This is a genomic window from Novosphingobium sp. (assembly GCF_040398825.1).
Classification (GTDB): domain Bacteria; phylum Pseudomonadota; class Alphaproteobacteria; order Sphingomonadales; family Sphingomonadaceae; genus Novosphingobium.
Genome location: NZ_JBBATI010000058.1, coordinates 1 through 12,891, shown reverse-complemented (window position 1 = coordinate 12,891; position 12,891 = coordinate 1). Strand labels below are relative to the sequence as shown.

8 protein-coding genes and 1 tRNA gene are annotated in these 12,891 nt (G+C 61.7%); 3 read left to right on the top strand and 6 right to left on the bottom strand.

The genetic code is table 11. The features are described from left to right. Window positions 1–50: 50 nt before the first annotated feature. Window positions 51–1,112, bottom strand: coding sequence for an SDR family oxidoreductase (locus ABWP89_RS17985; RefSeq protein ID WP_353231024.1), 1,062 nt, complete (start codon window positions 1,110–1,112; stop codon window positions 51–53). Between the two features lie 65 nt (window positions 1,113–1,177). Between ABWP89_RS17985 and ABWP89_RS17980 the strand changes: the two genes are divergently transcribed. Together ABWP89_RS17980 and ABWP89_RS17975 are read left to right on the top strand one after the other, a co-directional pair. Then, window positions 1,178–1,783 (top strand): TetR/AcrR family transcriptional regulator, encoded by a 606-nt coding sequence (locus ABWP89_RS17980; protein WP_353231023.1) that lies wholly within the window; start codon window positions 1,178–1,180, stop codon window positions 1,781–1,783. Between the two features lie 75 nt (window positions 1,784–1,858). After that, window positions 1,859–3,799 (top strand): flavin monoamine oxidase family protein, encoded by a 1,941-nt coding sequence (locus ABWP89_RS17975; protein WP_353231022.1) that lies wholly within the window; start codon window positions 1,859–1,861, stop codon window positions 3,797–3,799. Between the two features lie 267 nt (window positions 3,800–4,066). On the opposite strand, the gene ABWP89_RS17970 is transcribed toward ABWP89_RS17975, so the two are convergent. Beyond that, a complete protein-coding gene (locus ABWP89_RS17970) occupies window positions 4,067–4,408 on the bottom strand; it encodes a hypothetical protein (protein ID WP_353231021.1) in 342 nt (113 codons plus the stop codon). A gap of 921 nt (window positions 4,409–5,329) precedes the next feature. On the opposite strand from ABWP89_RS17970, the gene ABWP89_RS17965 reads away from it, so the two are divergent. Next, complete coding sequence (locus tag ABWP89_RS17965; protein ID WP_353231020.1) at window positions 5,330–6,946, top strand: aldehyde dehydrogenase family protein; 1,617 nt, start codon at window positions 5,330–5,332, stop codon at window positions 6,944–6,946. Between the two features lie 6 nt (window positions 6,947–6,952). Here the strand turns inward: ABWP89_RS17965 and ABWP89_RS17960 are convergent, their stop codons facing one another. From ABWP89_RS17960 to ABWP89_RS17945, 4 genes are all read right to left on the bottom strand, one after another. Further along, window positions 6,953–8,152, bottom strand: coding sequence for an MFS transporter (locus tag ABWP89_RS17960; RefSeq protein WP_353231019.1), 1,200 nt, complete (start codon window positions 8,150–8,152; stop codon window positions 6,953–6,955). A gap of 409 nt (window positions 8,153–8,561) precedes the next feature. Continuing rightward, window positions 8,562–8,638 (bottom strand) — tRNA-Met (locus tag ABWP89_RS17955). A gap of 116 nt (window positions 8,639–8,754) precedes the next feature. After that, a complete protein-coding gene (locus ABWP89_RS17950; RefSeq protein WP_353231018.1) occupies window positions 8,755–11,379 on the bottom strand; it encodes a TonB-dependent receptor in 2,625 nt (874 codons plus the stop codon). Between the two features lie 342 nt (window positions 11,380–11,721). Continuing rightward, window positions 11,722–12,789, bottom strand: a complete 1,068-nt coding sequence (locus ABWP89_RS17945; RefSeq protein ID WP_353231017.1) for a polyamine ABC transporter substrate-binding protein — start codon at window positions 12,787–12,789, stop codon at window positions 11,722–11,724. Window positions 12,790–12,891 lie beyond the last annotated feature (102 nt).

Sequence of the window (12,891 nt, the reverse complement as noted above, 5' to 3'; positions counted from 1 at the left end):
TGGGCCAAAATCGGCTCCGTCACGGCGGTCCAACCTAACGTCATCTGGCTCTAGGCCTTGATCAGACCTTCGGCGATCAGGCTGCGCGCGGTATCGACAATGCTTTGCGCTGCCGACCGCGGGGCCCAGCCCAATTCGGTGCGGGCGCGTTCGGCCGAGATTGGCCGTTCCTTGTCGAGTTCGAACAGGCGTTCGCGCACCACCGGATCAAACCGGGCGCTATGCCGTACCAGCCAGCTGGGCAGTCGCAGTTTCGGGGCGCGTGCGCCTGTGCCGGGCAAATCGCGGCGCAGCACTTGCGCAATGTCGCTCATCCAGAAAAACGGTCCGGCGCCGATATAGCGTTTGCCCGCCGCCACCGGCGCGGTCAGCGCGCGCAGATGCAGGTCGGCAATGTCGCGCACATCGACCAGCGGCCAGCCAAACCGCGGCAGTCCGGGCAGCGATCCATCCAGCAGTTTTTTGACGATGTCGATCGACGCCGAAAAATCCTGGCCCAGCACCGGGCCCAGCACCGCACCCGGGCAGATTGTTACCAGTTCCAGCGCCCCGCCTTCGGTTTGCAGCCATTCCCATGCCGCGCGTTCGGCAATCATTTTCGACCGTTCATAGGCCGATGAATCGGTCCGGTCGGTGGGGTCGGACCAGTCCGCTTCGGTATAAGGTTCGTGCCGGCTGCCATAGCCGTAACAGACCGCTGCGGTGGATGATGTCATCACCACCCGGCGCACACCGGCATCGCGGGCGGCGCGCAACACGCGCAAGGCGCCGTCGCGCGCTGGCTTCACCAGAACGTCATCGTCTTTTGGATTGGCCAGCGGCAGGGGTGATGCGACATGCAGCACCCCTGCGCAGCCCTCCGCCGCTTCGCGCCAGCCGGCGTCGGCGTTGAGATCGGCGGCAAACATGGTCAGCCGGTCGCCATGGGCCGTCAGGCGTGCAATGGTGGCGCGCACCTCTGCCTCACGCGCCAGGCTGCGCACCGTGGTGCGCACGGTCCAGCCCTGATCCAGCAATTGGCCGATGCAGAAACTTGCGACATAGCCGGATCCGCCGGTGACCAGTACGCTGCCCTTGCCCGTCGTCGTATCGGCCATTGTCGTATCAGCCATTGTCGTATCAGCCTTTATGGTATCACCTGTTGCCAATCAGCTTTGGCTATCATAATGGACATCAGATGTCAAATGTGTCCAGTTCAAGTCCAAACCTGCGCCGGATGCTCGATGCCGGATTGACGTTGTTTGCGCGCCACGGGTTCAAACGCACCAGCATGGCCGATATCGCGCGCGAAGCCGGCATCGCACGCGCCACGCTCTATCTGCATTTTCCCGACAAGCGCGCGGTGTTTGCCGCGCTCGCGGCATCGGTCATCGATGATGCCCTGGCCGCGGCCGAAACGGCGTGGGACGATCACGCCGCGCTGGCCGACAATCTGGCCGCCACCATCCTGGCCAAGGACTTGCGGTTTTTCCGGCTGCTGCGCACGACCCCGCACGGCGCGGAATTGTTCGATCTGGATGCCGGGCTGACGTTGGCAGAGGCCGATCGGCTTGATCGCGGGTTCAGCGATTTGTTGATCCGGCGGGCTGCGGCTGCGGCTGCCCAGGGCGCGGATCTTGCCGCGTTTGGTGGTCCGGCCGAATTTGCGGCGTTTCTGTCGGTCACTGCCGCCGGGATCAAATATGAAACGCGCACCGAGGACGATTACCGTGCCGCGATCCATCGGCTGGTGCGCGTCACGGCGGCGGCGGCCAGCAAAGCCGCAATGCCTTCTGCAGGGTAGCGCGATCCGCTTGCAAAGTGGTGGAAATGGCACTGGAATGATCGGCGCGTTTTGCGAAGGCTGACCCAGGTCGCGATGACCGTTGTGCCGGTAATGTTGGAGGCTGTGACGATGGCGATTACCCGGCGTGACTTTCTGGATGGCGTGGGGCTGACCATCGGTACGGGGATCACCCCGGCATCGCTGCTGCTGGCGGGGTGCGGCCCGGGCCATGACGCGGGATCGGCGCAGGGCGGGGCCGCCGCCTATCCACCTGCGGCCACCGGTATGCGCGGCAGCCATGCCGGCGCGTTCGAGGTTGCGCATCGCCTGCGCGATGGCGAAGTGTTTGATCTGTCGGCAAAGCCGGTTGAGCAGGGGCTGTATGATCTGATCATCGTCGGATCGGGCATCAGCGGGCTGGCCGCGGCGTGGTTCTGGCGCAAGCGCGATCCGGCCGCCAAAATCCTGATCCTGGACAATCACGATGATTTCGGCGGGCACGCCAAACGCAACGAGTTCAGCTTCGCGGGCCAGACGCTGATCGGCTATGGCGGCACCGAATCGCTGCAATCGCCAAAGGCGCTGTTCAGCCCGGTGGTCAATGGCCTGCTGAAAGACCTGGGCGTCGATACCGCCCGCCTCGCAGCCGCGTTCGACCGCGATCACTATCCGCGCCGGGGGATGAGCCGCGCGGTGTTTTTTGACAAGGCCAGCTTTGGCACCGACGCGCTGGTAGCCGGCAGTCCGATCCTGAGCGTGGCGGACGACCTTGATCCGGCGCGGCTGAATGCCAGACCTTTGCCTGCGTTTCTGGCGGACTTTCCCCTTGCCGACGGGCCAAAACAGCAGCTGATTGCGCTCTATACCGACAAGCGCAATTTCTGGCCGGGCGATAATGCACAGGCGATTGCGCATCGTCTGGATCATATGACCTATCTGGAATTTCTGACCACGTGGTGGAAGGTCGATCCGCTGGTGGTCGCGTGCCTGCGCAACGATACGTGTGATTTTTTCGCTGTCGGCATCGACGGGGTCAGCGCCACCGATGCCTTTCGCTATGGCTATCCCGGTTTTCAGGGGCTGGCGCTGACGCTGGATGAAGAGGCGCGTGCCGAGATGGGGGAGCCCTATATCTATCACTTCCCCGACGGCAATGCGTCGATCGCGCGACTGCTGGTGCGCGGCCTGGTGCCGGGCATCGCGCCGGGAACCACGATGGAGGACATCGTGACCGCGCCGTTCGATTACACCCGGCTTGATGGCGCCGGGTCAGCGGTGCGCATCCGCCAGCGCGCCACCGTGGTCCGCGTCGAACAGCCAAAGGGGCCAGTCGATGTGGGCTATGTCACCGATGGCGTGCTGCACCGGGTGCAGGCAAAGGCCTGTATCATGGCCGGTTACAACATGATGATCCCCTATCTCATGCCCGGCCTGCCGCAGGACCAGGCCGACGTGCTGCGGCGCAATGTCAAAGGCCCGCTGACCTATACCAACGTGCTGCTGAAAAACTGGCAGGCGTGGGACCGGCTGAAAGTGCACGCGGTCACCAGCCCATCGGCGTTCTTTTCGGTGGTGAAACTGGATTACCCGGTCAGCCTGGGCACATACCGGTTCTCGGCCGATCCCGCGCAGCCTGTGCTGCTGCATATGGTGCATGTGCCCACGGTGCCCGATGTGCCCGCCGAAACCGACCTTGCCACGCGATACCGTATGGCCCGGACCAAGCTGTTCGACATGAGCTTTGCCGATTTCGAAAACCCGCTGCGCAGGATGCTCGGCGCGATGCTGGGCCCGGGCGGGTTCGACGCCGATCGCGATATCGCCGCGATCACCGTCAACCGCTGGTCGCACGGCTACAGCTATTCCCCCAGCGCGCTGTATGACCAGACCGACACGAAACCGTTTCCGGAAGAACGGGGCCGACAGCGGGTTGGCCGCATCGCGATTGCCAATACCGATGCGGGCTGGGGCGCCTATACCCACATCGCCATCGATCAGGCCTGGCGCGCGGTGAACGAGCTGCACGACGGCTGACATAAATTCATGCCGTGCGGATGACTTGGATGGACAGGTTGCGGACTGGCAGGTCCTGGCGCAGATCAAGCCGCAGTCTACGGTCAGCTTTCAGGGGATTGCCGCAGGGGTCGCTGGGTGGGGAAATGGGGCGTGTCCGGGCAGGCCGCTTTCGCTGCGAAAATTTGGAAAGCTGCCCTTCGCAGCCAGCGTGAAAAAACGGCGGCTATCGACCTACGGCCATCGGCTCCGATATGGCGGCAAAGTCGTGGCGTTCCGCCGCTGGGACTATTCTTCGCGCTCGCATGCGTGAGCGTCGAATACGAAGCATCGCTTTCCGCTTACCAATGTTGGTGTATGCTCACGCCACCATCCAGCGGCCTTGGGGTCGACCTCTTCCAATATATCGACCGCCACTTTCGCGTTCACGCTGAAACCCGTCAGCTTTATTCCTTTGCCCGAAACAAGCGCCCAGAGTTGGAGAAAGGCATTGCTCGGGCCGCTCAACACGCCGAGCCCCCACCAATCGCGCTGCCTATCAACAGCCAATGGTAAGGACAAACCAATCCAAGCATCACGAACCCAGTCGGGAGCTTCCCCAATCGGGCGACGAACAATCTTGATACGCATCCAGCTATTCTTGCACCCTATGCGAACGTCCGCAATGCTGTCGTGTCCGGAACGGCATCTTCTCGATCAGAATGCCTGAAAGCAGCCCTTCGCGCCCGACCTAAACCAACGGCGGCTATCGGTCTTTGCGCGTCGGCTCGGCTATGGAGGAGCTGGAGGTTAGCAGTCGTTCGGCAACTCACTCCTCGTCATTCCTGCGAACGCAGGAATCCAGAGTGGATGGCAGAACATGCTGATTATACGAAACAATCTTGTCTCGGACCCGGGGTACCTGGATTCCTGCTTTCGCAGGAATGACGATGGTATGGCTAAAACCGGGGCGGTAGCTGCCGTTGCCGCAACTGAACCGACCATCGGCACCGGAACGGCCAAATGTTTGTGGGAAGAGAGCATCGTCAATGATACGAGTGATTGCATGATATCATTCAAGTCCTCACCCGCAATTCGTTATTCAATCCGACATGCGCTGCCGGTGCTCGCGGCCCTCTGGCTCGTATGGACGGGACTGGAGCTCAAGAGAATGCAGGGTTGGTATGAAGGTCAGGATGATGCATTGCACAGGGCAACAGCATCTTTTCACTTTCCTGCGGTCGAACTATCCGTCCCCTGTGCCGTGATAATCGCGAGCGTCCTATTGACCACCGTAGGCCTAAGCCGCCTCGCTATTGGTCTTGCTTTCGCCGGTCTCCTTATCACGGAGCTCCTGTGGATTGCTCAGACGCGGTAGCGTCCGCCATTGGGGCGTGTCCTGAAAGGCAGGAAATCCCGGCGATCTGGAAAAAGCTGCCCTGCGGGTTGCGCCTTCACAGCGGTCACTCACTATGCTCGGTGGCGTTGTTCCAACCGGCCTTGCGTTCAAGGGCAGGCAGCACGGTATCTTGCAGTAAAGATCGCCGTGCCTGGCGACAGGGGTTTGCGCCCGTGCCGGATCGATGCGATGTGACATGGATGGATGCGACGCGCCCGGTTGCTGCTGCGCGGCCCGATCGCATGCAGGAATGCTGGATTGTTCAGGAGAGATCGATGACCGTGTTCGAACCGTTTCGCGACAACAGCAGCAAAATCATTATCGATGGCGAAATCGTGGGTAGCACATCGACATTGGTCAGTGATGTCATCGATCCGGCCACCGAATTGCGTATCGGCAGTGTCGCCGATGCCACCGATGCCGAACTGGACGCCGTCGTGGACAGCGCCAGGCGCGCGCAACGCACATGGGCTGCCATGTCCGCGCTCGAACGGACCGAGGCTCTGCACAAAGTGGCCCAGGCGATCGAGGCCCACCGGCCCTTGCTGGCAGAATCGCTGACCCGCGAAATGGGCAAGCCGTACAAGGAGGCGTTCGACGAAGTGACCTGGTCGATCATGGCCTTTCGCTATTATGCCGAGGTTTCGCGCCATGACCACGGGCGGGTGGTCGGCCCGGTTGAGGCCGGGCACATGAATCTGGTGACCAAACACCCGCTGGGCGTGGTGGGCATCATCATGGCGTTCAACTTTCCCTATGTGCTGGTGGCCTGGCAGGCATCCGCGGCGCTGGGTGCGGGCAACGCCGTGGTGCTGAAACCGTCCGATCACACGTCGATGTCGTCGGTGCTGTTTCTGAAAGTGATCCTGCCGCACCTGCCCCGGGGGCTGGTCGGGCTGATCACCGGTGGCGCGCGGGTGGGCGCGGCGATGGTCGCGCACAAGCACGTGCATGGCCTGGCGTTTACCGGCAGCGTGGGGGCAGGGCGCGCGGTGGCCATGGGTTGCGCCGAACATTTCAAAAAGGCGCTGATCGAAACATCGGGCAACGATCCGTTTATCGTCATGCCCTCGGCCAATCTGGATATTGCCGCGCGCGCCGCGGTGTTTGCCGCCAATATCAACGCGGGGCAGGTCTGCACCTCGGCCGAACGATTCTACATCCATCAGGATATTCACGACGCATTCGTCGCCAAAGTGGTGGCGCTGACCGGGAAAATTCGCATCGGCAACGGCCTGGGCAAAGTCGACATGGGGCCAATGGTGTCGAACCGCGAACGCACCCGGTTTGAAGGGCTGGTGGAACGCGCGATCGATGCCGGCGCCACCGTTGCCGCCGGCGGCGGGCGCCCGGCGCGTCTGAACGCCGGCTTTTTCGTCAATCCGGTGGTGCTGACCGATGTGGCGCCAGAGGCGGAGATTTTGAACACCGAAACCTTTGGGCCGGGCATGTCGATCTGCCGCGTCGCCGATTTCGACCAGGCCATCGCGCTGGCCAATGCTTCGGAATATGGCCTGGGCGCCAACGTTTATACCACCAGCCTGAGCGAGACGCACCGCGCGATCAACGAGATTGAATCCGGCATGACCTGGGTCAACGTGCCGCTGATGGACAACAACGCCGCGCCGTTTGGCGGGCGCAAGCTGTCGGGCGTGGGCAGCCAGCTGGGTTCTGAGGGGCTCGATCAGTTTCGCCATACCCGCATGGTGATGATCGACCCCGAATCCCGGCCGCAGGATTTCTGGTGGTTCCCTTATGCCGATGCCGAGGCTTTCGCGGGGTCAGAATAGGCCCGTCTAAACCGGCGCGCCATCCCTGGTGGTGCGCACGCACAGGCTGCACACCACCATCACCACCGTCAGCGCGACTTCGGCATAGCCCATGGCGTCGAAACCGCCCTGGTCGACCAGTATGCCGCCCACCGACGGCGCGATCGCCACGCCGGCGATAAACGCGCCGCCGGCGGCAGAGGCGACGCGCCCGCTGCGGTCAAACAGCGCCGCCGCCGCATAGAGCTGCGCATAGGCCAGGAAATAGATCGTGGCCCAGGCCACCACCCCGATGATAAAGCGGATGGCACTGCCGTTGGCCCAGGTGAACATCCCCAGAAACAGCCCCGCACCCAGAATGCCCGTGGCCAGCAACCAGTGCGACGGCATCCGCCGCGCCAGCACCAGTTGCAGCATCGGGCCCAGCGCGCTGACCGCATACATCGCCGACAGCACCGTGCCGACCTGTTGCACCGACAACCCGGCGTCGGTGCCGATCTTTTCGGTAACCAGCCAGGGCAGCGTGTCGCGCAGGCCGAACAGCAGCGCGACCGAAATCAGCAGGATGCCGCTTGCCGACCGCAAGGGGCTGACCGCTGACGGCTCTGCCGCGGTATGCACCGGTTCGTCGCGCGCCGGTTCGGGGACGAAAAACGCCGATAGCGACGCCAGTGCCACGATCACCACATAGCCCCAGAATACCGCGCGCAGGCCCAGCTGCGCGCTGATCGCGGCCTCCACCGGCTGCAGCACGATCATCAGCGCGATCAACAGCAGCGTGACATGGCCTGACGTGCTGTCAGGATCGGCGCTGGATGCCATCGTCGCATTGCCGATCGACAGCGCGGCACCACAACCCAGACCGCTGAGCAACCGCAGCGCGATCAGCGTGCTGAAACTCAGCGGCAGCACCGCGCAACCGATGTTGGCCAGGACCACGGTTCCGGCCGCCAGCCATGCGGTTTTGCGCCGCGACACCCGGTGCATGAACGGGGCAAGTGCCACCGAGCCCAGGAACAGCCCGGCAAATTCAATCGTCCCGACCAGCCCCACTTGCGTGGCCGTCAATCCCAGCCAGGTGCCGAGCGCGCCGGCAAACAGCGGCAGCGTCCAATAGATGATCAGGCCGATCGCCTGCGAATAGCCAAAGCTGGCCAACAACAGACCCCAGTCGTCGGGAAAAAACGAACGCAGGGTACCCGCCCGGGGCTGGGTGTTTGATGTCATGGTTGGCGACCTTCACCAGCGGCACATGCGCCGCCGCGCCGATGGCCGATGGCACGGCGTGTACACAACGATTGCGGATGGCGGAAATCCATCGGGGTCCAATCTGACGTCAAGGCCGTTCAGGCGCAATACCTCTGCAGGGGTATTGACCGAAAAGCGAGAGCGGACCGCTATGCCTGACGCGCTATGTCTGCAATCAACCGACGCTATTCAACAGAATTGCGCGCCAATAGTCGAAAAACATGGCTGGATTTGCGCCCGGGACCGCTGACCATGGACAATGCCCTGATCGCTGGCGACACCCATGTACCTGCTGCAAACGCATGCTTTCGCGCGCTGGCATTCATCTGCCTGAACGATCTGGAACGGGTGTTTTTCAACTGTTCGCCCATTGCGGCCAACAGGCCACTGGTAGCGGAGGAGGGACTCGAACCCCCGACACGCGGATTATGATTCCGCTGCTCTAACCGGCTGAGCTACTCCGCCCCGTGGGGCTGCTGTGGTGGCTGGCCGTGGGGCCGGCACCGGGGCAGGCCGCGCACATAAGCGGGCGCGGCGGCGGGGTCAACCGGGAATTCCGGCTGACCCCGCGATCGCATTGATCAGAACTTGTTCGAAAACTTTATGCCCAGAAAGCGTGGCCGGATTGGCAGGTAGCGGGTCGTGTTTTTAGCGGGATCAGGATTGCCGCAAACAGTGATCGCGCAGAACGTGTTGCGTGACAATTGCCCGCGTTCATCGAACACATTGTCGATAAACAGTTCCACGCCCCATTTGTCATGACTGACCCCGGCTGAAAGATCGACACTGGTAAACGGTGCTGGATCGCCCAGCAGCGCGTCTTTGACCGGGCTGAGGTTGGACGTGGACGAAGACTGATGATCCGCTGCCAACTGGGCAAAGGAATTGAGCTTGCCCAACTGGGTTTCGTAACGCAGCTGCACCTGGCCCTTGAAGCGCGGCTGGCGTGGCAGCCGAGTGCCCTTGGCGGCCTCGACATGCGTCGGGTCGGTGTCGCAATCGGTGTAAAACACCGTCGATTTGTTGCCCGGAACCAGCTGGCAGAAATTGGTCGTAAGTGCGCCATTGGTGTATGCGCCCGATCCCGACAGGCTGAACGCGCCAAGTTTCAGGTCAAAGTCGGATTCAAGGCCGTAAATGCGGGCATTACCGGCATTGGTGATCATGTTGTTGCCGTTGAACCCGGTGGGAACGAAGACGTACTGGATGCCCTTCCACTTTTCGTAAAACGCCGAAACGTTCAGGCGGAAAATGTGGTTCCACGTTGTCTTGAACCCGATTTCATAGTTGGCCAGCGTGTCCGCCCTGAACGGCTGACGCGGGGCGATCTGGTTGGCACCACCCGGGCGGAACCCGGTTGAATAGGTGGCATAGACCATCTTGTCGGTTTCGAACTGGTACGACAGGCTGACTTTGTGCGTTTCGCCCTTTTCGTTGTATTTGGGTACGGGCAGCGTGATCGGCACGCCGTTGGTATCCACCACGATATTGTTGTTGGCATCCAGCTGGTTGTAAACCGACACGTTGTCGCACGCTTGCAACCGGGGCGCGGTGAAGGGCGTGGCACAGCCGGCGCCAATTTCCTGGGCGGCGGCGGTTGCGGTGCCGTTAAAGCCTTTTTCCTCGTTCTTGGCGCGGAACAGGCGGATGCCACCGGTCAGCTTCAGGTGCGGAACGATTTCATAGGTGCCTTCGGCAAACAGCGCATAGTCCTGGTAGGACCGGTCTGTTTCGGTCAGGTAATAGGCATCGCCGCGCAACAGCTGGCTGACCGTGGTGCCGGCGGTCGGCCCGACCGAGGCGGCGCTGGCGGCAAACGTATCGACCGCGCTGCTCAGGCCCGGGATCGCATACTGTTCGTTGATGTTCTTTTTCTGGAACTGGTAAAACCCGCCGACAGTCAGCGAAAACGGCCACGATTTCGGCACGGAAACGCGCACTTCCTGCGTGAACTTGTTGTAGGTGTTGTTACCAAGATAGACCTGGGTCGGGTTGAGCAGATTGCCCGATTTGTCGTGGAACCACTCATACGATGCATAGGCCGCCTTGTTGTAGGCGACGCTGTAATAGGTGTAATCGTTGGAATTTTTTACCCGGCGGTGCATGTAGCCGGTGGAGCTGACCACGTCGAAATCGCCGATTTTGCCGTTGATCGTCAGCGCGGCCTGGTACCACGCATCGCGGTCTTCGCTCGCGCTGTAATCGTGGACCGTCAAATCGCCAAATCTCGGATCGACATTGAACGCGCCTTTGGCGTCGAGATATTGGTAGATAAGCTGCGGCATCACCGTCCAGTCACCGAATTCGCCCAGCACCGCGATGCGGCCGCCGTATTCGTCCACCGGGTTGGCATTGCGCTTGGCAATGTTGTTCACCGCATTGCCCGGCAACGTGCTGCTGTTGCTGACGGTATAAATCCCGCCCGGTTCCTGGGTGTTGCGGTCATAAATGTTGTAGTTGACCGTTCCCGGGGCATTGTCGATAAACCCGCCGGTGTGGTCGTAATAGGCCATCAGCCGCACCGCGATGTTCTTTGACACCGGGATGTTGACGAATGCTTCGTCAACCGTGCCGAAATTGGCACCGGCCTTGGTAAACTTGTTCAGGCTGACGTCGTAGCCACCTTCGAATACGCCGATCTTTGGCTTGTTGGTGATCAGCCGCAGCGTGCCTGACAGCGATGATGAACCAAACAGCGTGCCCTGCGGGCCGGCCAGTGCCTCAACCCGCTGCATGTCATACACGTGCACTTCGGGCATGCGCCCGGCGGTCGTCATCGGGATTTCGTCGAGATAGATCCCCGATGTCGACAACGCGGTGCTGTCACCGGTGCCGCCGTCGTAGGCCACCCCTCGAAAAAACAGATCCGACCGGCCGGGCCCCAACGAAGCAAAGCTGACCGACGGCAGCAACGCGACATAGTCGTTGAAATTGACCACCTGGCGCTGTTGCAGCTTTTCCGTCGACAGCGCCTGCAGGCTGATCGCGACCTTTTGCACGCTTTCCGAACGCCGCGTCGCGGTCACCACGATTTCGCCCAGGCCCGCCGTTGGCTGGGTGGCGGCCGGTTGATCGGCGGCGGTGGGTGCCGCCCCTGCTGCCTGCGCATGCGCGGCCACCGGCGCCAGCACGGTCAGGCTGGTCGCCGCGCCCAGCAGAAATTTGCGGGCGCTGCGCGACATTGCGCGGTGTGCAGTGTAGTTCATTGATAGTACCCCCTAGATCGCATGCGCTGTCGCGTGATCCCTTTGCTGCCGGGCGGTAGCGCGCTGGCACGACGCTTTTTCCGGGCAGGGATCACAGTTTACTATGGGGCAAATTCACTCCGGATGGTCACAAATGTCAAACACCTTGTTGCCCGCCGGTTATCCCGTCGGCGGCTGTGGTGAAAAAGACACTCTATTTCATGCATCCGGATTTTGTAACAAATTGTGTCACCACCGGTGTGCCGGCAGCCCATCGTGGCGGCGCTCACCGCCACGTGCGCGCGGGGACGATGATCGCAGAGCGAGTACCACGGCGGGAAACTGTGATCGTATCGGTGTTGATCAGCCGGCGCGCACCCGCGTCATTGCCTGTTCATAGGCGGACTGAATATCCTGCCCTTGGTACCTCGAATATTCGCATTTGGCCAAGGCGTCCCGGGCGGGAAAAATCACTGGATTGTTGCGGTATTCGGGCGGCATCAGCGCCAGCGCGGCGCGGTTGGGGGTGGGGTAGCGGATCGTTTCCGACACATGCGCGCCATTGTGCGCATCCAGCACGAAATTGATGAACCGGTGCGCCAGAGCCGCGTTGGGCGCGCCTTTGGGAATGCACAGGCTGTCGCTGGCCAGAATGCCGCCTTCGCGCGGGATGACAAAGCCCAGATCGGGGTCTTCACGCATCACTTGTGCGATGTCGCCGTTGTATTCGATCACCAGATCGATATCGCCGGCCAGCAGCAGATCCTGCCCGTTGTCATCGTGAAACACCGCAATGTTCGGTTTTTGTCGCAACAGCATCGCCTGCACCCGCGCGATCGTGCCGGCATCGGCGGTGTTGGCCGGCAGCCCCAGATACTTCGCGCCGATTTCAAACAGCTCGCTCGCCTCTGCCAGCAGGCCGATGCGGCCCTTGTAGCGATCGGAATCGAGCACCCATTTCCAGCTGTCGGGCACGCCATCGACCTTTGATTTGCGATAACCGATGCCGGTCACGATCCAGGTATAGGGCACCGATACCCGGCGGCCGGGGTCGAACGGCGGATTCAGATAGCGCGGGTCGATATTGGCGAGGTTGGGAATTTGCGCGTGGTCCAGATCGATCAGCGACCCGGCCTGGTGCAGCCGTTCGACAAAATCATTGGACGGCACGATCACGTCATAACCGGGATTGCCATCGCGCAATTTGGCAAACAGTTCATCGTTGTTGGCAAACAGGCTGATATTGACCTTTGCGCCGGCCGCCTTTTCAAAATCGGCCAGCGTGTGTTTGCCCACATACGTGTCCCAGGTGTACAGGTTCAGCGTGGCGGCAAGGCTGTTGCGCGCGCACGCCCCCAGCGCGCCGGTAAAGCTCAGGCCGATGCCGGCCAGGCCGATATCGCTCAGAAAATTGCGCCGCGACCGCCCCATCATTCTGCCCCCGGAAAAATTCTTATAACAGGTCGCGCTAAGCGCGGCTCATACCTCCCGCCCCGCCTCCCCACCCGACCACCATAACCTACTGGTATCGTT